This window comes from Dyella caseinilytica, assembly GCF_016865235.1.
Lineage (GTDB): Bacteria > Pseudomonadota > Gammaproteobacteria > Xanthomonadales > Rhodanobacteraceae > Dyella_B > Dyella_B caseinilytica.
Window position 1 is genome coordinate 4,571,738 of sequence record NZ_CP064030.1, and the last position, 24,334, is coordinate 4,596,071.

16 protein-coding genes and 2 pseudogenes are annotated in these 24,334 nt (G+C 61.4%); 9 read left to right on the forward strand and 9 right to left on the reverse strand.

Annotated elements, in window-relative coordinates:
* Positions 1-39: 39 nt before the first annotated feature.
* The 3 genes from ISN74_RS19995 to ISN74_RS20005 all read right to left on the reverse strand — a co-directional run bounded on the left by ISN74_RS19995 (position 40) and on the right by ISN74_RS20005 (position 6,103).
* Entirely contained in the window at positions 40-1,458 is a 1,419-nt protein-coding gene (locus ISN74_RS19995; RefSeq protein ID WP_188795760.1) for an efflux transporter outer membrane subunit, read from the reverse strand.
* Positions 1,445-2,635: an efflux RND transporter periplasmic adaptor subunit gene (locus ISN74_RS20000; protein ID WP_188795761.1), complete on the reverse strand. Its 1,191-nt coding sequence runs from the start codon at positions 2,633-2,635 to the stop codon at positions 1,445-1,447. The genes ISN74_RS19995 and ISN74_RS20000 overlap by 14 nt, the downstream gene beginning before the upstream one ends.
* A 276-nt stretch (positions 2,636-2,911) precedes the next feature.
* Entirely contained in the window at positions 2,912-6,103 is a 3,192-nt protein-coding gene (locus ISN74_RS20005; RefSeq protein WP_188795763.1) for an efflux RND transporter permease subunit, read from the reverse strand.
* Positions 6,104-6,344: 241 nt separating this feature from the next.
* On the opposite strand from ISN74_RS20005, the gene ISN74_RS20010 reads away from it, so the two are divergent.
* The 3 genes from ISN74_RS20010 (at position 6,345) to ISN74_RS20020 (ending at position 9,087) form a co-directional block, all read left to right on the forward strand.
* On the forward strand, positions 6,345-7,280 hold the full coding sequence (locus tag ISN74_RS20010) for a LysR substrate-binding domain-containing protein (protein ID WP_188795765.1): 936 nt from the start codon (positions 6,345-6,347) through the stop codon (positions 7,278-7,280).
* Positions 7,261-8,331: a DMT family transporter gene (locus ISN74_RS20015; protein WP_229678887.1), complete on the forward strand. Its 1,071-nt coding sequence runs from the start codon at positions 7,261-7,263 to the stop codon at positions 8,329-8,331. The genes ISN74_RS20010 and ISN74_RS20015 overlap by 20 nt, the downstream gene beginning before the upstream one ends.
* A gap of 213 nt (positions 8,332-8,544) precedes the next feature.
* Complete coding sequence (locus ISN74_RS20020) at positions 8,545-9,087, forward strand: acyloxyacyl hydrolase (RefSeq protein WP_188795769.1); 543 nt, start codon at positions 8,545-8,547, stop codon at positions 9,085-9,087.
* Positions 9,088-9,325: 238 nt separating this feature from the next.
* Here ISN74_RS20020 and ISN74_RS20025 read toward each other — a convergent pair whose 3' ends face one another.
* The 5 genes from ISN74_RS20025 to ISN74_RS20045 all read right to left on the reverse strand — a co-directional run bounded on the left by ISN74_RS20025 (position 9,326) and on the right by ISN74_RS20045 (position 14,664).
* Complete coding sequence (locus ISN74_RS20025) at positions 9,326-10,846, reverse strand: DHA2 family efflux MFS transporter permease subunit (RefSeq protein WP_188795771.1); 1,521 nt, start codon at positions 10,844-10,846, stop codon at positions 9,326-9,328.
* A 174-nt stretch (positions 10,847-11,020) separates the two neighbouring features.
* Positions 11,021-12,211, reverse strand: coding sequence for an HlyD/EmrA/EmrK family protein (locus tag ISN74_RS20030; RefSeq protein ID WP_188795772.1), 1,191 nt, complete (start codon positions 12,209-12,211; stop codon positions 11,021-11,023).
* A 24-nt stretch (positions 12,212-12,235) separates the two neighbouring features.
* Positions 12,236-13,675, reverse strand: a complete 1,440-nt coding sequence (locus tag ISN74_RS20035; RefSeq protein ID WP_188795774.1) for an efflux transporter outer membrane subunit — start codon at positions 13,673-13,675, stop codon at positions 12,236-12,238.
* A 185-nt stretch (positions 13,676-13,860) separates the two neighbouring features.
* On the reverse strand, positions 13,861-14,319 hold the full coding sequence (locus ISN74_RS20040; protein ID WP_188795776.1) for a MarR family winged helix-turn-helix transcriptional regulator: 459 nt from the start codon (positions 14,317-14,319) through the stop codon (positions 13,861-13,863).
* Positions 14,320-14,406: 87 nt separating this feature from the next.
* The gene (locus ISN74_RS20045; RefSeq protein ID WP_188795777.1) at positions 14,407-14,664 is read right to left on the reverse strand and encodes a hypothetical protein; all 258 of its coding nucleotides are present in this window, start codon (positions 14,662-14,664) and stop codon (positions 14,407-14,409) included.
* Positions 14,665-14,929: 265 nt separating this feature from the next.
* Between ISN74_RS20045 and ISN74_RS20050 the strand changes: the two genes are divergently transcribed.
* The 6 genes and pseudogenes from ISN74_RS20050 to ISN74_RS21365 all read left to right on the forward strand — a co-directional run.
* A complete protein-coding gene (locus tag ISN74_RS20050) occupies positions 14,930-15,742 on the forward strand; it encodes an AraC family transcriptional regulator (protein ID WP_188795778.1) in 813 nt (270 codons plus the stop codon).
* Between the two features lie 71 nt (positions 15,743-15,813).
* Positions 15,814-16,386 (forward strand): TetR/AcrR family transcriptional regulator, encoded by a 573-nt coding sequence (locus ISN74_RS20055; protein ID WP_188795779.1) that lies wholly within the window; start codon positions 15,814-15,816, stop codon positions 16,384-16,386.
* 70 nt (positions 16,387-16,456) lie between these two features.
* Positions 16,457-17,335 (forward strand): SDR family NAD(P)-dependent oxidoreductase, encoded by an 879-nt coding sequence (locus tag ISN74_RS20060; RefSeq protein ID WP_188795780.1) that lies wholly within the window; start codon positions 16,457-16,459, stop codon positions 17,333-17,335.
* Positions 17,332-18,279 (forward strand): SDR family oxidoreductase, encoded by a 948-nt coding sequence (locus ISN74_RS20065; RefSeq protein ID WP_188795781.1) that lies wholly within the window; start codon positions 17,332-17,334, stop codon positions 18,277-18,279. The genes ISN74_RS20060 and ISN74_RS20065 overlap by 4 nt, the downstream gene beginning before the upstream one ends.
* 149 nt (positions 18,280-18,428) lie before the next feature.
* Positions 18,429-19,112: pseudogene (locus tag ISN74_RS21285) on the forward strand (DEAD/DEAH box helicase); the annotation flags it as partial.
* Positions 19,113-19,352: 240 nt separating this feature from the next.
* Positions 19,353-23,189, forward strand: a pseudogene (locus ISN74_RS21365) (Lhr family helicase); the annotation flags it as partial.
* A gap of 92 nt (positions 23,190-23,281) precedes the next feature.
* On the opposite strand, the gene ISN74_RS20085 reads toward ISN74_RS21365, so the two are convergent.
* Complete coding sequence (locus ISN74_RS20085) at positions 23,282-24,277, reverse strand: integron integrase (protein ID WP_188795782.1); 996 nt, start codon at positions 24,275-24,277, stop codon at positions 23,282-23,284.
* Positions 24,278-24,334 lie beyond the last annotated feature (57 nt).

The following is a 24,334-nucleotide window of genomic DNA, read 5'->3' on the forward strand; positions in this document are numbered from 1 at the left end:
GCGTGATTCCTCGGGCTTTTGCCTATTTCTGCATGAAGCCTACTTGCGCGCAAGCTGGTCGGCCGACCAGCCACCGCCCAATGCCCGGATCAGTTGCACGCTAGCGCGCAGGCGCTGGGTATCCAGTTGCAGCAGACCACGCTTCTCTTGCAGCGCGGTGGTCTGTGCGGTGACGACATCCAGGTAGCTGACTGCACCGTGTTTGTACTGCGTCATCGACAAGTCGAGCGCGTGCTGTGCGGCGTCTGAAGCATCTTTCTGGTTGACGCTGGCCGTGCCCAGGTGGTCGAGCAACGCGAGGTTGTCCTGTACCTGCTGGAAAGCCCCAAGGACCACACCGCGATAAGTCGCGCCGGCTTCGTCGGTTTTTGCTTTCGCTGCCGCAATGGTGGCTTTGCGATAGCCGCCGTCAAACAGATCGTAGGCAAGCTGCGGACCCAGCGCCCAGATGCGATTGGGCGCGGTGAGCAGATTGGCCCAACCGGTGCTTTCGAAGCCACCTTGTGCACCGAGCGTCAACGACGGGAACCACGCCGCACGCGCGACACCGATGCCCGCATTGGCCGCTGCCACACGGCGTTCGGCACCAGCCACATCCGGACGGCGCTGCAAGAGGCTCGATGGCACGTCGAGTGGGATCACCGGTATGGCGATCGCCGACGTATCCGCCGGCAGGTTGAAGCTGGATGCATTTTCGCCGACAAGCACCGCGATCTGGTCCTGCATCAGCACACGCTGCGCCACCGTCTGCGACCACTGTGAACGCGCGTCGGACAGCTGCGTCTGCGCGCGCGATACATCGAGGCCGGACACAATGCCGCCTGCATGCAGCGTCTGCGTCAGCTTCAAGGCTTTCTGATAGGCCTCGATGGTTTCCTGCAGCAAGGCGATCTGCTGGTCATAGCCGCGCAATTGCATGTACGCGTCGGCAAGTTGCGCCTGCAAGCTCAGCTGTACCGAAGCGAGATCCGCCTGCGCCGCCAGCGCATTGTCACGGCCGGCTTCGACCGTGTTGCGCACTTGGCCCCACAGGTCGACTTCGTAGCTGGCCTGCACGCCAACGGCATAGGTGTTGTATTCGCCCGGCGCTGCATAGTGCGGAGCGGTATCCGATTCGCGTTGGCGCTGGGCGCCGGCATTGACGCCCACTTGCGGGAACAATTCCGAACGCGCTTCAGCGCTATAGGCCTGCGCCTGCTGATAATGCGCCAGCGCGACGGCCAGATCGGTATTGTTTGCCAGCAGTTGGGTCTGTAACTGATCGAGCTGCGGATCGCTGTACAACTGCCACCAATGATCGCGGGGCAGATGATCAGAAGGTTCGGCGCTCACCCACGGCCCGACGTCGCGATAAGCCTGTGCCTGAGGCGTCACCGGTGTTTTGTAGGCCGGCGCCAGCGAGCAGCCGCCCAACGCCACGCCCAGCGCGATGGAAAGTGCTAACTCAAGCTTTTTCATGAGGCTTGGCCGTTGCGTTGTCGCTGGCAATCTTCACTGCGTCGCCGTTCTTGATGCCATCCGGCGGGCTGTCGATCACGCGATCGCCGGAGGTGAGACCGGAACCGATTTCGACCGTCTTGCCGTAGTCGAACATGATGCTGACCGTCTTGAATGCGATTTTGTTGTCGCCATCGACTGTCGCCACGCGCAAACCGGCGTTGTCGAAGATCAGCGAACTGGCCGGTACGCGAAGCGCCGCGGTGTCGACCGGCAAGCTGAAGCGCACGTGCGCAAAGCTGCCCGGCATGAGCTTGCTGTCAGCGTTGTCGACCATCAGCTGCACCAGCGTGGTGCCGGAGCTGGCATTGACGGCATTCGACGTCGCGATCACCTGCGCATGGAACTCGCGGCCCGGATATTCCGGCACCATCAGCACGGCATCGCTGCCTGGGCGGATCGACGGACCATAAGCCTGCGGCACCTGCACGTAGACGCGCAGCTTGTGGATATCGGACACCACGAACAGTTCGGGACCCGTGCCGCCGCCTGAGTTGATCAGCGCGCCGACGTCGGTGTCACGCGCGGTGACCACGCCGTCGAACGGCGCGACCAGGCGCGCGAATGCCTTGGTGGCTTCCAGGCGATCGACGTTGGCTTGCGCTGCATTCATCAGCGCGACTTTCGCTGCGTAGTCACCGGTGCGCTGATCCACATCCTGCTGCGCGACCGAATCGCTGCCCAGCATGGCCTGCCAGCGTTTGGCGGTGATCGCGGCCAGGTCCGCGTTGGCCTTGGCGCTCGCCAAGTCCGCACGTGCTTGCAGCAATTGCTGATCGATTTCCGGCGTGGAGATTTCGCCAAGCAGTTCGCCGGCTTTCACTGGCGCACCGATGTCGGTCTTCCAATCTTTCAGGTAGCCGCTGACCTGCGCGTAGATCGGTGCGCGTACGTAGGCTTCCAGACGTCCGGGCAGATCCAGCACCGGCCCTTTCGAGCCCGGCTCCGGTGTAATCACACTGACCGTGGGTACAGCTTGTTCCTGCGTCCAGGTTTTGAGGTTGCTGGCCTGCGTGGCGCGGGTGATCAGGCCGATCACCACAACCGCGATCAGCACAACAGCGACCACAAGTCCGGCGAGGCGCAAGCCACGCTTGGATAGCTTCTGGGCAGGGTGCATAGAGACTTCAGACGACATAGCTGGGTTCTCCGGAAGCATGGGGGTGCGCTGCGTCCATCGGTACTGGCGTCACCGTTTCTGTCTGTTCGCAGACCGTAGGGCCATCGGCGAACGCAGACTGGTCGTCTGTCGAGCCGATGGACCGAAGGTATGCGGACAGACAGAAACGGCCCCCACGAATAAATTTTGAATGAAGGGGTGATGCGCAGAAGGCCCGCAGGCCTTGCCACGCGTCTTGACAAGGCGGCCAACCTTCCCGGCGCCGCGCAACAAACCCTGCGGGCCTTCTGCGCATCATGCCGCCTGCACCGATGGGCGCAGCGCACCCCCTTCTTTCGGTTCATGGCTGTGACGCGCATGGATGATGCTGAACACCACCGGCACAAACAGCAGGGTGGCGCATGTTGCAAAGATGAGGCCGCCGATCACGGCACGGCCGAGCGGCGCATTCTGTTCACCGCCCTCGCCCAGGCCGAGTGCCATCGGCGCCATGCCGATGATCATCGCCAGCGCAGTCATGCAGACGGGACGGAAACGGGTGAAGCCGGCTTCGAGCGCAGCGACCGCGGCGTTGCCGTGTTCGGCCAGACGCTCGCGGCAGAAGCTCACCACCAGAATCGAGTTGGCGGTGGCCACGCCCATGCACATGATCGCGCCGGTCAAGGCCGGCACCGACAACGGCGTATGCGTGGCGAACAGCATCCACACGATGCCGGCCAGCGCAGCAGGCAGCGCGGTGATGATCACGAACGGATCGCTCCAAGACTGAAAATTCACCACGATCAGCAGGTAGATCAGCACCACCGCGCCGAGCAGACCGAACATCAAGCCGGAGAAGGCGCTGTTCATGGTTTGCACCTGGCCCAGCAGCACCACGTGCGAACCCTTCGGTTGCTGGCTGGCGGTGTCGTTGATCAGCTTCTGCACATCCGCAGCCACCGCACCGAGATCGCGACCTTGCGTGGCAGCGTAAATCTGCACCACCGACTGAATGTCGTACTGATCGACCACCGCATTGGTGTTATCGCGTTTCAAGGTGACCAGTCCGCCCAGCACTTGCGACTGTCCGTTCGCGCCGTTGATCGGCAGATTGCGCAGCTGCGTCAGGCTGTCCAGCGCGTACTGTGGTGTCTGCATCACAATCGGATACGACACGCCATTGGCCGGGTTCAGCCAGAAGGTCGGCGCCACCTGGCTGGAACCGGCAAGGTTCACCACCAGGCTATTGGTGACGTCACGCTCGGTAATGCCAAGCAGCTGCGCCTGGGTGCGATCCACATTCACGTCGAAGCCCGGATTGGCCTGCGACTCCTGGATGCGCGCATCCACCACGCCCGGAATTTGCTTGATCTTGCCGAGCACCGTATTCGCATAAGTGAAGTTGGCGGCAAGGTTCGGACCGCGAATCTGCAGATCGATCGGCGCAGGCGAACCGAAGTTCAAAATCTGGCTGACGATATCCGCCGGCGGGAACGAGAACGTCACGCCTGGATATTTGCGCGGCAGCAGTTCGCGCAGCTTGCGCACATATTCGGCCGTCGGACGATGGCCTTCGTTAAGTGCGATCTGGATGTCGCCATCCTGCTCGCCGACCAGGCCGGTGTTGTTATACGTGGTGTTGATACCACTGTTCGACAGGCCGATGTTGTCCACCACCGTGCCAAGTTCGTCCGGTGGGATCACCGTGCGCACCGTCTGCTCAATGTTGTTGAACAGGTTGGAGGTTTCTTCCATGCGCGTACCGACCTGCGCACGCACGTGCATCAGAATCTGGCCGCCGTCCACATCAGGGAAGAAATTTCGCCCAAGGAATGGCACCAGCAGGAACGAGACCAGCACGAAGGCGAGGAAGCCGATCACGAACGGCCTGCGATGGCCCAATGCCAGATCGAGCATGCCGTGATAGGTAGCGCGGATACCCTCGAAGCGAGCTTCGAAGGCACGCTGGAAACGCACCAGCGGATTGCGCGACGGCGCGACCACGTGCCCTTCGGCATGCGGCGCATGGGCTTTCAAAAGATAGTTCGCCATCGTCGGGACCAGCGTGCGCGAGAGGATGAACGAGCAGATCATCGCGAACATCACCGCTTCGGCCATCGGCACGAACAGAAAGCGTGCCACGCCTTCGAGGAAGAACATCGGCACGAACACGATACAAATACACAGCAGCGACACGAAAGCCGGCGTCACGATCTGCTTGGCGCCGTCGATGATCGCGGTTTCCACATCCTTGCCGTGTTCGAGATGCCAGTTGATGTTCTCGATGGTCACCGTGGCATCGTCCACCAGGATGCCTACCGCGAGTGCCAGGCCGCCCAGCGTCATGATGTTCAACGTTTCGCCAAACGCGGACAGCAACGCAATGGCGCCGAGAATAGCCAGCGGAATCGACACGGCGATGATCACGGTCGAGCGCCAGCTGCCCAAGAACAGCAGGATCATCAAGCTGGTCAACGCCGCGGCAATCACACCTTCGCGCGCCACGCCGGTAATGGCGGCGCGAACGAAGATCGATTGATCGCCGATCGGCGTCACCTTCAGGTTATCCGGCAGGATGCCCCGGCTATCTGCCAGGCGTTGCTTGATACCGGCCACGATCGCCAATGTGGAGGCCGAACCATTCTTCAGCACGCTCAGCAGCACCGAGCGGTGGCCATCGACGTGCACGATGTTGGTCTGCGGTGGTGCACCGTCGCGCACATTCGCCACATCGCGAATATAGATGGTGGTGCCGTTGACTTGCTTGACCGGCAGATTGCCGAGCTCATTGATGTCTGACGGCGAGTTGTTGAGGTTGAGCGTGTATTCGAAATTACCGATCTTCTGCGTGCCGACCGGAATGATCAGGTTCTGCGCCGCCAGCGCATTGGCCACGTCTTGCGCCGACAATCCACGCGCCTGCAGCTTGGCCGAATCGACGTCGATCTGTACCTGGCGCGTCTTGCCGCCGTAGGGATACGGAATCGCCGCGCCAGCCACCGAGACCAGCTGCGGACGCAGAATGTTCAGGCCCAGGTCGCCCAGGTTCTGCTCGCTCAGACCATCGCCCGACAACGCCAGCTGCAGGATCGGCACAGTCGATGCGTTGTAGTTGAGGATCAACGGCGGCGTGATGCCCGGCGGCAGCTGCTTGAGCAGTGTCTGCGACACCGCTGTCACCTGCGCATTGGCTGTCGCGATGTTGACGGTCGGCTGGAAGAAAATCTTGATGATGCCGAAGCCGTTGATCGATTTCGCCTCGATATGTTCGACATCGTTGACCGTGGTGGTCAGTACACGCTCGAACGGCGAGGCGATGCGGCCAGCCATCTGGTCCGGCGGCAGGCCGGTGTACTGCCACACCACCGCGATCACTGGGATCTTGATGTCAGGAAAAATGTCGGTCGGCGTGCGTAATGCCGCCAAGGGACCGACGATCAGGATCAGCAGCGCGAGAACGACGAAGGTATAAGGCCGCTCCAGCGCAAGCCGGACAATCCTAAGCATGTGGATGTACTCCAAAGATCAGGGACGGAACAGTCAGGCCCTTAGCCGCATGCCGCATCTATGGCATTCATGCAACGAATCGAGGCTTCCCGCAGCCGCTGCGAGCGGCCGCATGCTCCGCTTACATGCAAACTTCCGGTTAGACGGACAGCTGACGCGTGGGGAATGACGTCAGTCTGGCGTGAAGGTTAGCGGTGCGACTTGCTATGATCGATACAGCATGGCGAATGGCTCGATACGCATGACGAATGATTACCTTGAGCTGCGGCATCTGAAATATTTCGTCACGGTGGCCGATGAGCTGCATTTCGGACGCGCCGCGGAGCGCCTGGGCATTTCACAGCCCCCACTTAGCCAGCAAATTCATGCACTTGAGCTGCGCCTGGGGGCCAAGCTGTTCGAACGCAAAGGCCGCGGCATCGCCCTCAGCCATGCGGGAACTGCTCTGTTGCCCCGCGCACGCGGCATCCTGGCCCAGGCCGAGCGCGCCGCCGAATCCGTGGCGCGATCGCAACGCGGGGAAATAGGCGAATTACACATGGGCCTGATGTCGTCCGGCCCATTCACTTTTGTCGTGCCGCGCGTGCTGGCCAGGTTCCGCCAGCGCCTGCCGGACGTGCGCCTGCTGATCCACGAGATGGCTACGTCACAGCAAATCGACGCCCTGGAGCAAGGCATCATCGACGTCGGTGTGATTCGGCCCGATGCCCTGCCCGAGAGCATCTGCGCGATCGAGCTGTTCAAGGATTCGCTGACCGTCGTCATGCATGCCAGCAATCCTCTGGCTGCCACCCCGGGACCGATTCACGTCAACGAACTGGCCCGTGAAGATTTCATCTTCTATCAGCGCCATCTTGGCGTGCGCCTGTATGACGAAGTGATCGCACTGTGCACGAAGGCCGGCTTCAGTCCACGCATCCTGTATGAAGTGCGCGAGCTGCCCACCATTATCGGCCTGATTTCCGGCGGTTTCGGCGTGGCGGTGTTGCCCGGCTCGGTGCAGCGGATGACGGTGGAAAACGTGGTGTATCGGCCGGTGGCGGACATGGAAGCGGCGACTGCGGTGTGGGCGATTTATCGCCACGATGCGAACAATCCGATCGTGGATGCCTTCCTGGAAATTGCGCAATGCATGGCTTCCAAACAAGCGACCAACCGTGAACGCGGCGCAGCCTAGTTACACAAGAGGTTTTCTACTGGCGCTGGCGGCGGCCGCGCTGTTTGGCGTCAGCACACCGCTGGCCAAGCTGCTGCTGGGCGCCATCGCACCGGGCATGCTCGCCGGCTTGTTGTATGCGGGCTCGGGTTGCGGATTGCTGCTCTGGATCGGGTTTCGCCGCCTGACCGCCGCGCCATCCGGCGAAGCACCGCTGACCCGACGCGACCTGCCCTGGCTGGCGGGCGCCGTGCTTTTCGGCGGCGTGCTCGGCCCTTTGCTGCTGATGTTTGGCCTTGCGCATACCCTCGCTTCGACCGCGTCCTTGCTGCTGAATATGGAAAGCGTGCTGACAGCGGTGCTGGCCTGGGTGGTGTTTCGCGAAAACGTCGATCATCGCGTGCTGCTGGGCATGCTGGCGATCGTGGCGGGCGGCGCATTGCTTTCCGTGCAACAGTTTGGCCTCGGCGGTCCGATACTCGGCGCTTTGGCCATCGTCGGCGCCTGCCTTTGCTGGGCGATCGACAACAACGTCACCCGGCCGATCTCAGGCAGTGATCCGGCCCAGATCGCCAGCATCAAGGGCATCGTGGCCGGATGCGTGAACATCGGCATTGCGCTGGCTGCAGGCCAGCACTTCCCTGCCCCACTCACGCTGTTGGCTGCCGGCGCGCTGGGACTAGCCGGGTATGGCGTGAGCCTGATGCTGTTTGTATTGGCTTTGCGCTCGCTCGGCACCGCGCGCACCAGCGCTTATTTTTCGACGGCGCCCTTCCTTGGTGCATGCGTGGCCTTGCTGTTGTTCGACGAACATCCAGGTCTCAGCTTCTGGCTGGCCGGGGCGCTGATGGCACTGGGCGTCTGGCTGCATGTCAGCGAGCGCCACGACCATGCGCATGTGCACGAGGCGATGAACCACAATCATCGCCATCGTCACGACGAACATCATCAGCACGATCACGATTTTCCATGGGATGGAAAGGAACCCCATACCCATCCGCATACGCACGAGCCACTTGAGCACAGCCACCCGCATTACCCGGATCTGCATCATCGCCATCGGCATTCCTAAGAATTACCGGTACTTGCCAGCGGCATGCACTTGAACAAATCGGTCGCGAATACGTCTTTTGAATCTTGCACAAAACTGTCGTTTTGTTCGTGCTCGCCGATGACACACTGTGTTGCGGTAAATGACTCAAAAGTGGCTAGTCACACGCCTTAATCATTTGTAAACTTATAAGTACATAAACGTCATACCAACCCTACCCCACAGGTATTTCGAATGCGTACTCACCGATTCACCCGCGGTCTGGCTGTCGCGCTGATGTGCGCCCTTCCTGCGCTTCCTGCCATGGCGGCACGTCTCGAATTGCAGGGTGGCGTCAGTTACATGGGTAACCCCAGTAATAACTACAGCACACCTGTTGCATTTGGCGAAGTGATCTTCGACCCGAACCAGATTGGCAGCAGCAATTTCACCTGGTCACCGGATGTCACCGCCGGTTGGATCGGTGGCCGCGATGGCCGCAAGGTTGCCGAGTTCAACAACGACAATCCCACCACGCGCCACGACACCTTCATTTTGGCTGGCGGTGTGCGCGTCCACTACGGCCCGACCAATGCCTGGTATCAGCCGTTCTTCCTCAGCTTCCAGCCCGCCTTCAATAGCGCCAGCACGCAGGCTTTGAGTACCCACTACGAATTCGTCACGACGGTCGGTTACCAAGGCAATCATTGGAGCCTGGGCATTCGCCACATCTCCAACGGCAGCCTGCATGAGCCGAACCGTGGCGAGACGATGGTGGTCGCGGGCATCGGGTTCTGATTCGAAGCGTTCCCGCTGCACACAAAACAACGGCCCCCATGGGGCCGTTGTTGCTTCTGGAGGCTGGTAACGTTTTCCTCAGCTCCGTCATCGACCCACTTCGCTGCTGTAGAGCACTTCAACGAAAGCGGAATGCTTCAAAAAACTTCGCCATTCCAAAGGGGCCTATGCACTTTGCTCGTCATCCCCGCGAAAGCGGGGATGACGGCGTGAAACATCACGGGTTTTGTCAGCGGCTTTAGTGCCCACCCGCACCGGCACCGGCCTTGGCCGCAAATGGCGGCTTGGCCATCCAGATCACCACGATCAGTGACAGGAAGATCCAGCCCAGCATGTGGAAGACTTCGTTGAAGGAGATTTGCAGGCCCTGCAACGTGATCGTCTGATTCACCGTCGCCATCACGGTCTGCGAATCGCCGGTCTGACTCACGGCTTGCTGCACGATCGGATTGTAAGGCGTGATCTGCTCGGCCAATTGCTCATGGTGCACGATGCCGCGGTGCTGCCACAGGAACGTGGTGAGCGATGCCGCGAAGCTGGCGCCCATGGTACGCAGGAAGGTCGCGAGGCCACCACCTGCAGCAATTTCATTGGGCCGCAGGTCCGACAGCAAGATCGTGGTGACCGGCATGAAGAAGAACGCCACGCCGAGACCTTGCAGCAATTGCACCAGGGCGACGTGTTCAAAGTCGATCCCGATATAAAAGTTCGAGCGCAGGAAGCAGGTTGCCCCCATGACCACAAACGCACCACTGGTCAGCAGGCGCAAGTCGAATCGTGTGGCGTACTTGCCGACAATGAATGTGAGCAGCACCGGTATGACACCAAGCGGCGCGGTGGCTAAACCGGCCCATGTTGCGGTGTAACCCAGATTGAGCTGCAGCCATTGCGGCACCAGCAAGCCAATCGCGAAGAATGCTGCGTAAGCCAGCACCAGCGCGATCGTGCCCATGCGGAAGTTGCGATGTCTGAATAGTTTCAGATCAACGATCGGATCCTTATCGGTCAACTCCCAGATCAGGAAGATGACGATAGCGATAGCCGAGACCAGCGACATGACCACGATAAAGGTGGAGTTGAACCAATCGTCGTCGTTGCCTTTGTCCAGCACTACCTGCAGCGCACCCACTCCAATGATCAGTGTGATCAGGCCGACGTAGTCGATCTTAGGCAGCTGCGTGACCACCTCGCGCAGCCGCATCTGATTGGCCACCACCATGCTGGCGAAAATGCCGATCGGCACGTTGATGAAGAAGATCCATGGCCAGGAGTAATTGTCGGTGATCCAGCCGCCGAGAATCGGACCAGCAATCGGCGCCACCACCGTCACCATCGCCAGCAGCGCCAGCGCCATACTTCGCTTCGCTGGTGGATAGATTGAAATCAACAAGGCCTGCGTGATCGGATACATGGGACCGGCTACCGCGCCCTGGATAGCTCGGAAAAAGATCAGCATGTTCATGCTCTGTGCGATACCGCACAGGAACGATGCCATCGAGAACAGCAATGTCGCCCATACGAACAACTTCACTTCGCCGAAGCGGCGGGTGAGGAAGCCGGTGAGCGGCAATGCAATGGCGTTGCTCACGGCGAAAGAGGTAATCACCCAGGTGCTCTGATCCTGACTTACGCCGAGGTTGCCGGCGATGGTCGGCAACGACACGTTGGCGATCGTGGTGTCCAGCACCTGCATAAACGTGGCCAGCGACAAACCGATTGTCGCAAGGACCAAGTTGGGTGGACGGAAATGGGTGTTCATGGGTCGATACCTAACCTAGACCTGGACCCCCTCTCCCCTTTTGGGGAGAGGGTTGGGGTGAGGGGGCAATCTTGCGTTGAGGTCAATTCGGAGCGCCGCTTTGATAAGGGATCGGACAAGCCGTAACCCCTCACCCTGCCCTCTCCCCATAAGGGAGAAGGAAAAGCGAAGGCCTCAACGCCCGCCCATGTTTTCGTGAATGATCTGCGCAATCTTTTCGTTGGCATCGACCAACTGATGGTTGTAGACGTCGGTGCTGAACAGCGGTTCGGTACGCGGCGTCTGCGACAGCATCGGGCCGTTCTGGTCGTGCAGGTTCACGTCGGTATTGAGCGACATGCCGATGCGCAACGGATACTTGTCCAGCTGAGACGGGTCGGTGAACACCACGCGCACCGGAATGCGCTGCACGATCTTGATCCAGTTGCCGGTCGCGTTCTGCGCCGGCAGCAGCGAGAACGCGCTACCCGTGCCCACGCCCAGGCTCTGTACCTGCGCTTTGTACTTCACGGCGCTGCCGTAGACGTCGGCGGTCACTTCCACCGACTGGCCGATGCGCATCTGCGTGAGCTGTGTTTCCTTGAAGTTGGCATCCACCCACACTTCATGCAACGGCACCACCGCCATCAACGCGGCGCCCGGCTGCACGCGCTGACCCACCTGCACGGTGCGCTTGGCGACATAACCCGTGACCGGCGCGACCATCGTGGTACGCACGTCATCGAGGTAGGCAGAGCGGTACTGCGCGGCAGCGGCTTTCACATCAGGATGCGAAGCGACCACCGTGTCGTCCACCAGCACCTGGTTGGTCTGCAATTGTTGCTGAGAGGTGGTCAATGCGCTCTGTGCTGCAGTGAGTGCATCAAGGGCATGCGACAGCTCTTCAGCGGAAATCGCGCCGGTCTTGGCCAGATCGCGACGGCGGTTGTAGTCGGCCTGTGCTTTCTGCAGCGCGACCTTCTCCACCGCAACTTGTGCCTGTGCACCTTGGACAGTGCTGTACAAGCCGCGCACGCGGCGTACGGTGCTGGCAAGGTTGGCAGCGGCGCGCTGCAGTTCGACGTCCGCATCGGAACGATCGAGCTGCACCATCACGTCGCCCTTTTTCACGACATCGCCGTCATCGGCGCCGATGCTGATCACCGTGCCGTTGATGCGCGGCGTGATCTGCACGATGTTGCCGTTGACGTAAGCGTCGTCGGTGCCTTCGTACCAGCGGCCATCAAGGAAATACCACGCGGTCCAGCCTATGGCCGCAAGGACCAGGACCACGAGCAATAGCCGCAGCAGGAAACCGCGCCGGTTGTTGGGCGCAGGTGCCTGGACGGCTGACGTATCGGCAGTATTAGGATTCGGACTGGACATGGGGCTGCCTCAGGGAAGATCGAATTAATTGGAGGAAAGTTGGCTGTCGGCTTGCGGACGGAAACCGCCGCCGAGCGCCTGGATCAGTTGCACATTGAGATCAGCCTGCTGTGCATGCAGCGACGCCATGCGCTGTTCGGCCGCCAGCAGTTCCTGGCGCACGCTGAGCGCTTCCAGATAACTGCCAATGCCGGATTTGTAGCGCTGCTCGGACAATGTCCAGGCATCGCTGGCCGCATCGACCGCACGTTGCTGCGCGGCGACTTGATCCTTCAACGAGTTGAGGGCGTCGTAGTCGTCGGAGATTTCGTTGATCGCCGACACCAGCGTCTGGTTGTACTGCGCAACGGCCAGGTCGTATTGCGCGTCCTTGCTGTTGAGGTTGGCGCGGCGGCGTCCGCCATCGAAGATCGGCAGGCTGATCGCGGGCGCTACTTCATAGAAGCGGTTCGCCATCTGGAACAGGTTGGAGCCGCCCAGATTGACCAAGCCAACCATCGCACCGATGTTGACGTTGGGCAGGAATTCGGTTTTGGCCGATTTGATGTCCTTGCCTGCGGCTTCGACGCGCCAGCGTGCAGCCACCAGATCAGCGCGATGACCGACCAGTTCCATCGGCACATTGGCCGGCACAGTCAGCGCATTGGCCGACACCAACTCGGGACGGCCGATATCCAGGCCGCGATCCGGACCCTTGCCGAGCAGCACGGACAACGCTGAACGCGCTGCATCGATGGCACGATCCGCCTGCGCCTTCTGCCCTTCCGCGCTGGCGACTTCGGAATCGCTTTGCTTGAGCTGTATCTGGTTGTCGATGCCCGCGGCCACGCGCTGGCGCGTAAGGTCACGTGCTTCGCTGGCACGCTTCAGTTCGGCAGCAGCGACATCCTGTTGCACATAGGCGTAGCTGAGTTGCACATAGGCGCGTCCAACATTGGTCGACAATTCGATACGTGCCGCCTGCGCATCCACTTCCGAGGCGCGCAACTGGCCCAGTGATGCTTCCCACGCAGCGCGCTGGCCGCCCCACAAGTCCAGATCCCATTTGAAGCTGCCGTAGACGTATTTGGCAGCGCCCAGGTGACCATTGCCCAGCGCGGGAATCGATGTGGGGATGCGCGCTTCGGCAACGCTACCGCCCACGCCGACGGTCGGCTCACGTGCTGCATCCGCAGCGCCAGCCGCAGCCTGGGCGGCGCGTGCGCGTGCATCGGCGACGGCAAGCGTTGGATTGTCATGCAGTGCCTCGGCGATCAGCGCATTGAGTTGCGGATCACCCAGCCCGGTCCACCAATCCTGCTTCGGCCACGCCGCATCGGACACCTGCACCTTCGCCAGACTGCGGTCGGCCTTGAGCGAAGAAGGATCGATCGGCGTGCCGTCCGGATGAATGCCGCCGCTCGTGGCGCAACCCGCCAACGCAAACGTCAGTCCGACAGCAGCCGCAAGAATGTGCAGACGCATGGCTTTCAAGTCTCGATGTGTTTAGCAAAGGTGTCGGAAAGACACGTCCGGGTGCTTTTCCAACTCACCCGCTGCGGCACGTGTCCGTATCGGGCTCCGGTGGATCCAGCCAGTTCGTCGGGATCCACGACAGGTCATCCATGGCCTGCTTCAGTCGGCTGCGCTTCACAGCCTGGTTGGATGAATCAGTTCTTGTCGCGAAGCGCGTGCAGTACGCGCTCCAGGTAGTTGTGCAAGTTCTTGCTTTCGGTTTCGCTCAATGACCGCTGAGCTGCTTGCAAGACACGTTCGTTGCACCCTGTCAGTTGCTGCCACAGCGTACTGCCGTTCTCTGTCAGCTCGATGCGCAGGGCGCGACGGTCCTGCTCATGCGGATGCCGGCGTAGAAAGCCCCTGCTCTCCAGCTGATCGAGCTGGCGTGTCATGGCGCCGCCATCCAGTTCCACGGAACGGGCCAGCTCGGTAGCCGTCATCGGGCCGAGCACGGCCAGCCGCTTGAGGATCAGGAACTGAGTAAAGCGCAAATCCAGGCCCTTGGCAGCGATTTCCGCTTCAATGCCGCGCACGAGTTCCGAGCGGACGAGGCCTATCAACACACCAAGGCTTTCCTGGCTGATGGGGGTAATGAGCGGTCCTGTGTTCATGGGGGCGCACTCTATTGCCCTGCACAATATTTGTCAAGGCAAATATAGTTTACGCACCTATTGTTTCAGCAAATGGACAGAAATGAACTACTTGCGTGGCTGGCCGGTCAGTTCGGCCAGCTCGTCGTCCAACCAGGCACGCAGTGCCGGGTCGCGCAGTTCGAACAGCTCGAATACACCCAGCGCCCGCAGCGCCGGCAACTGGGCCAGCAGGCGCGGTTCCATGGCGCGGCGCATCGGCTCGGGGGTTGCCGGGTCCAACATCTGATGCGCGCAGGCAACAAAGGTCTCCAGCGGGGTCTTGGAAACCTGGGACTTCAGAGACACCAATTGAATCGGGGACATGGCCTTTCCTTTTCTTATCAGCGTTGCTGTGCAGTCGCGGGACCGCTCATGAAGACGGACGAATGAGACGTGCCGTGACAGACATTGCTTTGGGTCAGACAACGGGATATCGCGCGAGTGCGCGCTCCTGCGGGTCTGGCAGATTCAGGAACCGCGAGCGGCGGCAGCGGCTGGGGACGGCTCTAACACCGGATAACGCAAAGCTTAGGCAAAGTCCGATCGAACCTGATAACGTTATTTGGACAAAAAATGTCGAGTTTCAGCCATGACGCGATCCAAAGCAGAGCTGTACGAATACATCGAGCAGGCGGGCGGCCCACCCATCGTTGCCCACTGGAGCGAAGGCGAAGCGACCAGCGAATACCGCCAGGACACGCACACCTACGACTGGCACAGCCATGTGCGCGGCCAGTTCTGGTGCACGGAAAGCGGGTTGGTGCACATCCACACCGCCCGCGGCTCGTGGCTGCTGCCGCCGCATCGCGCTGGCTGGATGCCACCCGGTGAAATGCACAAAGTCACCCTCAGCGGCGTGTTGAGTGGCTGGGGCGTATTCCTGACGCCAGAGATCTGCCACTGCCTGCCCGACCATCCCTGCGTGATCGGCATCACCCCCTTGATGCGCGAGCTGGTGCGGCGCGCCAGTTTATGGACCTGGAACACCGAGCTCGATGATCGGCAGGATCGTTTGATGACCGTGTTACTGGACGAAATAAGCAACGCGGCGCACGAACCCGTGTTGCACCTGCCCATGCCCGACGACCGTCGCCTGCTGCGCATCGTGCATGCCGTGATCGAACAACCGCAGGACAACCGCAGCCTGGAGGAATGGGCCGCGTGGGCAGGGCTTTCGCCGCGCACGCTGAGTCGGCTGTTCCGCGTGGAAACGGCGCTGAGTTTTGCGCAATGGCGGCAACAGGCGCGTTTGACCAAGGGGCTTGAACAGCTGGCTGATGGCGTACCCGTTGCCACCGTGGCGGATGGATTGGGCTATGCCAGCACCAGCGCTTTCATCGCCATGTTCCGCAAGAGCTTTGGCCGCCCGCCGGCGCAGTACTTCGGGCAACGCGCAGCCTGAGGCAAGGGGCCCTTGTGATGGCGCCACAGCGCCCTTATAGTTGAGCAATCACTCAATCATTTAGCCGCAACATGGCCCGCCCCCGCAGCGAAGACAAACGCAACGCCATCCTGGAAGCCGCCACCGAGATCGTGGCGGAGCAGGGCGTGAGCGCACCGACCGCGAAGATCGCCAAGCGGGCGGGGGTCGCCGAGGGCAGCCTGTTCACCTATTTCGAGAACAAGGACGTCTTGCTCAACCAGCTGTATCTGGCGCTGAAAGACGACCTCCGCCACGCCATGCTGGATGGTTTTCCCGCGGCCGAGCGCATCGCGGTGCAAGCCCGGCATGTCTGGAACGGCTATATCGACTGGGGCGTGGCCAACCCGCTCAAGCGCAAGGCCATGTCCCAGTTGACGGTGTCTGACCGGATCAGTCCCCAAAGCCGTGAAGCCGGCATGGCCGGTTTCAGCCGGGTCAACGCCATGTTGCAGGAGAGCTTGACGGGCGGTGTCCTGAAGGACCAGCCGCCATCGTTCGCCGGGGCCATCATGTCGTCGCTGGCCGAAACCACCATGGAATTCATCATCCGCGAACCGGCCATGGCCGAGCGCTACAGGGACGCCGGTTTCGACGCGCTCTGGGCGGCCTTCACCAAACACTGAGCTGTTTTTTTGATCACTTAATGAGTGTGTACATACTCAACTAAAAGCAACCACCGACGGAGTTTTTGTCATGTCTAAGATCTGGTTAATCACAGGTAGCGCCCGCGGCCTTGGCCGTCATCTTGCCGAGGCCGTTCTGGCCGGCGGCCATCGTCTGGTCGCCACGGCGCGGCAAACCGACAAACTGCAGGATCTGGTCGATCGCTACGGCGACCGCATCCGCACATTCGCACTCGATGTCACCGACGCATCGGCCGCACAGGCTGCCATTGATGTTGCGGTATCGGCCTTCGGCCGCCTCGATGTACTGGTCAACAACGCCGGCTTCGGCCATATCGCGCCGTTCGAGCAAGCTGCCGCCGAGGATTTCCGCGCGCAGATCGATACCAATTTTTATGGCGTGGTCAATCTCACCCGCGCTGCCTTGCCGGTGATGCGCAAACAGCGTTCCGGCCACATCTTCCAGATCTCTTCGGTGGGCGGCCGCCTCGGCATGCCTGGCCTTAGTGCCTATCAGGCGGCTAAATGGGCGGTAGGCGGCTTTACCGAAGTATTGGCGAAGGAAGCCGCGCCGTTCGGCGTCAAGGTCACGTCGGTGGAGCCGGGTGGCATGCGAACCGGTTGGGGCGAGATCGCCCGCGGCGCCATACCCGATCTGTTGCCCGACTACGAACCGTCGGTCGGCACGATAAGCCGCATGCTTTCCGGGCATATCGGCCAAGAAGCCGGTGACCCCGATAAGGTGGCGCAGGTGCTCCTGCAGCTCGCCGATCACGACGCCACGCCGGAACACCTGCTGCTCGGCAGCGACGCGGTGCATTTCTTTCATCTGGCGGATGAGGCACGCCGCGCCGAAGCCGAACGCTGGCGCGCGGTGAGCCTGTCCACCGACGTCGATAGCGGCGTGACGCTGCCGGAGATCTCATTGGCCAGGGAACCGATGCCATGAGCCGGCCCTGGTCGATCCAGAGCATTCCGCCACAACGCGGGCGCCTCGCCGTGATTACCGGCGCCACCGGCGGCATCGGTTTCGAGGCGGCGCTCGCGCTGGCTGACGCCGGTGCCGACGTGGTGCTGACCGGCCGCGACGATGCCAAGGGAGACGCCGCACTTGAGCGCATCCGCGCACTGCATCCGCAGGCGACGATCCGCTACGCGCATCTGGACCTGGCTAGCCTGGCTTCGGTATCCGCGTTTGCCGACCGATTTGCGCAGGAGCATGACGCACTTGATCTGTTGATCAACAACGGCGGCGTGATGGTACCGCCCAAGCGCTTCACTACGGCCGATGGTTTCGAATTGCAATTCGGCACCAACTATCTGGGCCATTTCGCCTTGACGCATCACCTGCTCCCGCTACTGCGCAAAGGGCGCAAACCACGCGTAGTGAACGTGAGCAGCCTTGCGCACCGTCAGATGGCGGCTATTCATTTCGATGACCTGCAATGGCAACGCCGCTACCATCCCTGGCAGGCCTATGCGCAATCCAAACTGGCCTTGCTGATGTTCGGTCTGACCTTGCAGCGCCGCAGTGACGCCCTGGGTTGGGGACTGATGAGCAATACCTGCCATCCTGGTTATGCGCGCACCGGATTGCAGACGTCCGGACCGAACCTGGGCAAAGACAAGCCACAAAAGTTCGGCAGCTTGCTGGAACCCGTCCTCTCGCAATCCGCCGCCGAGGGCGCATGGCCGACATTGCTTGCCGCCACCTCGCCCGATGCGCGCGGCGCCACCTATTACGGCCCGCAAGGATTGTTCGGGCTGAAAGGTCCTCCGGGCGTGAGCAGCATCGGTAAGCGCGCACGCGACCAGACCGTGGCGGAGCGCTTATGGGAGGTCTCCGAGCAACTGACCGGCGTGCGCTGGCCCGCTGCGCGCGAGGCGGCCTGATCCCATGCGCTTGCGTCTCAGCGGTTGAGACGCAAGCGCCGCAGGATGGAGCCAGCCGGCACAGCCAAGTGGGTCGGCCTTTACGCGACCCCATCAGGCCCCTATGTATGATCGACGAACCGCACCCGCCCAGCCGCGGGCACTCGACGATGCCGCTGCAAGCCTTCCATCCAGCCGTTTCCGCGTGGTTCGACGCCACGTTCCCCGCGCCGACCTCGGCGCAGGAACGCGCGTGGCCGGCGATCAGGGCAGGGCAGCACACGCTGGTGGCGGCGCCGACCGGTTCGGGTAAAACACTTACCGCCTTTCTTGCCGCCATCGATGCGCTGGTGCAGGAAGCCGTCGCACGCGGCGGCACGCTGCCGGACGAAACGCGCGTGGTGTACGTCTCGCCGCTGAAAGCGCTGTCGAACGATATCCACATCAACCTCGAAGCACCGCTGGAAGGCATTCGCGCGCAACTGGCACAACTGGGCCTACCCGACGCGCCCATCCGCACTGCCGTACGCACCGGCGACACGCCGCAGCCCGCGCGCAACCTGATGCGCAAGGTGCCACCGCATATTCTGGTGACGACGCCGGAATCGCTGTATGTGCTGATGGGCTCGCTGTCCGGACGCGAGATGCTCAAAACAGTACGTAGTGTGATCGTCGATGAAATTCATGCCGTCGCTTCAAGCAAACGCGGCGCGCATCTGGCGTTGACACTGGAGCGGCTGGAAGCACTGTGTCAGCGGCCGTTGTTGCGTATTGGTTTGTCGGCGACGCAGAAGCCGATCGAGGAGGTTGCAAAATTTTTGGTAGGGGAGGGCGTCGGGTTGGCTCCTTCTCCCCTTCGGAGTGAGGCGACAACCTCGCGAGAGACCTCCAAACGCGAGCAGCCCTTCATACCCGACCTTTTCGCAAACTCTGCGCCCATACCTAATCCGTCCTACAACGACGCCGTCATTCCCGCGAAGGCAGAGGCGCTTTTCAACAGCGAATGCTGGTCAATCCATCCTGCTTTTACGCGGAAGGAAAACATGGATTCCCGCCTTCGCGGGAATGACGGCCAGGAAGCATTCCATCCTTCGGGTAACCCAAACGCCTGCACCATCATCGACATCGGCCACACCCGCGCACGCGATCTCGCCATCGAAGTACCCCCCGTGCCGCTGGAAGCGGTGATGTCCAACGACACCTGGGAACTGGTCTACAACCAGATCACCCAACTCGTAGAGCAACACCGCACCACGCTGGTATTCGTCAACACGCGCCGCATGGCTGAGCGCGTAGCGCGGCATCTCTCCGAACGCCTGGGTCACGAAGCCGTCGCCGCGCATCACGGCAGCCTGGCGAAGGAACAGCGGCTGGATGCCGAGCAGCGCTTGAAGCGTGGCGAACTGAAAGTGTTGATCGCCACCGCATCATTGGAACTCGGCATCGATATCGGTGACGTGGATCTGGTGTGCCAGCTTTCATCACCGCGCTCTATCGCTGCGTTCCTGCAGCGTGCCGGCCGTTCTGGTCACGCGGTGAACGGCACGCCTAAAGCACGCCTGTTTCCTGCCAGTCGCGATGACCTGATCGAATGTGCGGCCTTGCTCGACTGCGTGCGCCGCGGCGAACTCGATACCCTGGTGCAACCACCGCAACCGCTCGACGTGCTCGCCCAGCAGATCGTGGCCGAAGTAGCCTGTGCCGAATGGGACGAAGATGCGTTGTTCGATCTGGTGCGACGCGCCTACCCGTATCGCACGCTGCCGCGCGAACAGTTCAATGCGATCGTGCGCATGCTGGCCGATGGCTTCACGACGCGACGCGGTGCGCGTGCTGCGTACGTGCATCGCGATGCAGTACATCACGAATTACGTGCGCGGCGCGGCGCGCGACTCACGGCTGTCACTTCCGGCGGCACCATTCCCGATACCGCCGACTATCTCGTCGTGCTGGAACCGCAGGCCACCATCGTCGGCACGGTGAATGAGGATTTCGCCATTGAAAGCATGGCCGGCGATATCTTCCAACTCGGCAACACCAGCTATCGCATCCAACGCGTAGAGCGTGACCGCGTGCGCGTGGAAGATGCGCAAGGCGCGCCGCCCAGCATTCCGTTCTGGCTGGGCGAAGCGCCCGGCCGCAGCAACGAGCTGTCGCTGGGTGTGTCGCGCTTGCGCGAGGAAATCACCACGCGCATCGACGCAGGTGGCGTGCAGGCTGCGTTCGAATGGCTGCGCGATGCGCTAGGACTCAACGAATCCGCGGCACAGCAGATCGTGGAATACCTCGCCAAGGCCAAGGCCGCGCTCGGCGTGCTTCCGACCCAATCCACTCTGGTGTTCGAGCGCTTCTTCGATGAATCCGGCGGCACCCAACTGGTGATTCACACGCCGTGGGGTAGCCGCATCAACCGCGCGTGGGGTCTCGCACTGCGCAAGCGCTTCTGCCGCCAGTTCAACTTCGAACTGCAGGCCGCGGCGACGGAAAACGCCATCGTACTGTCGCTTTCCACCAGCCATAGTTTTCCGCTGGAAGAAGTCGCGCGCTATCTGCACAGCAGCAGTGCCGAGCATGTGTTGATACAAGCCTTGCTCGACGCACCACTGTTCCCCGTGCGCTGGCGCTGGAACGCGGTCACTGCACTCGCGTTGCCGCGCTATGCGGGCGGCAAGAAAGTACCTGCGCAATTGCAACGCATGAAGAGCGAGGATTTGCTCGCCATCGTCTTCCCCGATCAGGTGGCATGCCTTGAGAACATCGTCGGCGAACGGCAGATTCCCGATCACCCACTGGTCAACCAGACCTTGCATGATTGCTTGCGCGAGGCCATGGATATCGATGGCCTGCTGAACATTTTGAAAGGGCTGGAATCCGGCGCGATTACCGTCGTCGCCCGCGACCTCACCGCACCGAGTCCGCTCGCCAGCGAAATTCTCAACGCCGCGCCCTACGCCTTCCTCGACGATGCGCCGCTTGAAGAGCGCCGCACGCGCGCCGTGCAGACGCGTCACTGGAACGGCATCGAAGATACCGATGATCTTGCCAAGCTCGATCCCGAAGCCATTGCTGCGGTACGCGCGGAAGCATGGCCGGAAGTGCGCAGCGCGGATGAGATGCACGAAGCACTGAACGTGCTGGGTTTTGTCACTCGCGAAGAAGCTGAAACGAACACCGGTTGGCTCGACTGGCTGCATAAACTCGCCAAATCACATCGCGCCACGCTCTTTACTCCCTCTCCCCTCCGGGGTACGCGGGGAGAGCACACGGATGTGCTCGGCTTTGAGGAGCGAGGAGAGGGTCGGGGTGAGGGGCCAACCTCGCAAGAAGCTCCAAGCAGACTCCACGCAACTATTGATGTCACGGCAAGCCCCAACCCCTCATCCGACCCTTCGGGCCACCTTCTCCCCGAAGGGGAGAAGGGAAAAGCTGCCTGGATCTGCGCCGAAAAACTCCCGTTGTGGCAAATCATCCATACAGATGCGGCGATGCATCCACCCATCACCGCGCCTGCTGAATACGTCGTACAAAGCTGGACCCGAGAAGATGCCCTGCTCGAGCTGGTCCGCGGCCGCCTCACCGGCCTCGGACCTTGCACGGTTTCCACGTTGGCCGCGTCCATGCAAGTGGATGCAGCGGATATCGATCTTGCGCTGATCCGCCTGCAATCCGAAGGCTACGTCATGCAAGGCCGCTTCACGCCGGAAGCCACCGACACGGAATGGTGTGAACGCCATCTGCTAGCACGCATTCATCGCTACACCATCGGCCGCCTGCGCCGCGAAATCGAACCGGTCAGTCGCCGCGACCTGATGCGCTTCCTGCTGGAATGGCAACACACCACGCCCGGCACCCGCCTCAAAGGTCCGGACGCACTCGGCGCCGTCCTCGCGCAACTCGAAGGCTACGAAGCCGCCGCTGGTGCGTGGGAAAGCGAACTGCTCGGCTCACGCATTGAAGATTATTCCAGCCGCTGGCTGGACGAACTTTGCCGAGCCGGCCGCATCGGCTGGAACCGCCTGCGTAGCGGTGGCGGAAGCGGCGGTCCGGTACGTGCCACACCCATCGTGTTGCTGCCGCGTCGCCAACTCGGCACCTGGACCGCGATAGCCGATCGCAACCAGGAACAGGAACTGCTGCTGTCCTCGCGCGCGCAAGCCGTTGTTGATGCACTCGCTGCACACGGCGCGCTGTTCTTCGACGAACTGCTCGACATCGCACGCCTGCTGCGTACCGAACTGGAAGACGCACTCGGCGAACTCGTCTCCGCGGGGCGCGTCACCGCCGACAGCTTTGCCGGCCTGCGTGCCTTGCTGACGCCTGCAGCTAAGCGCGAATCATCGCGGCATCGCCGTGTGCGCCGACATGCCTTGAGCGACATCGAGGACGCGGGCCGTTGGTCGCTCGTCCGAAAATCTCCTTCGGCGGAAACGACAGCCGACGAAACCATCGAACACATCGCCCGCACCCTGTTGCGCCGCTATGGCGTCGTGTTCTGGAAACTGCTCGAACGCGAAGCCCCCTGGCTTCCGTCCTGGCGCGAACTGCTGCACGTCTACCATCGCCTTGAAGCCCGTGGCGAAATCCGCGGTGGCCGCTTCGTGGAAGGTCTGGTCGGCGAACAATTCGCGTTGCCAGAAGCCATCGGTCAGCTACGCGGCATCCGACAGCGACCTTTCGAACAACAATGCATCTGCCTCAGCGGCAGCGACCCACTCAACCTCGCCGGCACCGTCCTCGCCGGCGACCGTCTACCGGCCCTTGCCGGCACCCGCGTGCTGTATGAAGACGGCATGCCCGTCGCCGCGCTGGTTGCCAACAAACCGCAGTGGTTGATCGACAGCGATCTCGCACAGCAACGCAGATGGTTCAACGCCTTGCTGCGCCGACCTGAGCCAGATGGCACCAGTGATGTGAGCTACGTACATCGCTGATCGCCTTTGCTTTCCATCTGTTCACGATCGCTGCTACCTGGGATGGTCGCGAATGGAGCCCGATACCATCGCCCGCCATTTTCACGCGCTCATCAATGGTCTAACGGACTCAGCACACCCAAGCCGCCGCGATTCAGTACATGGGTATAGATCTGCGTGGTAGTCACATCCTTATGGCCCAGCAACTCCTGGATGGTGCGAATATCGTGACCGGACTCCAATAGATGCGTGGCAAACGAGTGCCGCAACGTGTGACACGTGGCTGGTTTGACGATGGCCGCTCTCATACGCGCCCTTTTGACAGCGCGTTGCAACGATGCCTCATCGATATGATGGCGTCGCCAGGTACCGTCGCGCGGATCTTGCGATAAGCGGGTTGCTGGAAAGACATATTGCCAACCCAACTCACGCGATGCCGAAGGATACTTGCGTGCAAGCGCGTGCGGGAGCCAGACCTCGCCGACTCCCTCCATCAGATCATGCTTGTGGATAAGCCGCACGCGTTCAACCTGCTGACACAGATTCTGGCGCAGGCGCGCCGGCAGTGGCACATGACGATCCTTACCGCCTTTGCCATCACGCACGCAGATTTCATTGCATGCAAAGTCGACATCCTTGACTCGCAAGCGCACACACTCCATCAACCGCAACCCAGACCCGTACAACAGCGATGCCATCAATGCCTGCCGCCCTTCGAGCAGCGCAAGCAGCCGTGTGACCTCATCGCGCGACAGGACAACGGGAACACGTTGCGGACGCTTGGCCCTCACCATGCTTTCCATCCAAGGAAGCTGCATGCCAAGCACCTCACGGTAAAGAAAGAGCAGGGCCGAAAGCGCCTGATTCTGCGTCCCCGCCGCCACTTGGCCTTCTGTAGCCAGCAAGCTGAGAAACCGCTCCACCTCAACCGCTCCCATCTCGCGCGGATGACGTTTGTCGTTGGCGAGAATGAAACGACGTATCCACGCCAAATACGCCCGCTCGGTGCGCAGGCTGTAATGCCTTAACCGCAGACGCGCCCTTACCTGATCCATCAAGCGTGGAGCGCTAATCCCTGCTACACCGGCAACTTCGCCCGCATAACTCATACACCCTCCAAAACGACTGATAACAAAGTCATCCTGCCGCTGCCGAAGAGGGTCTTA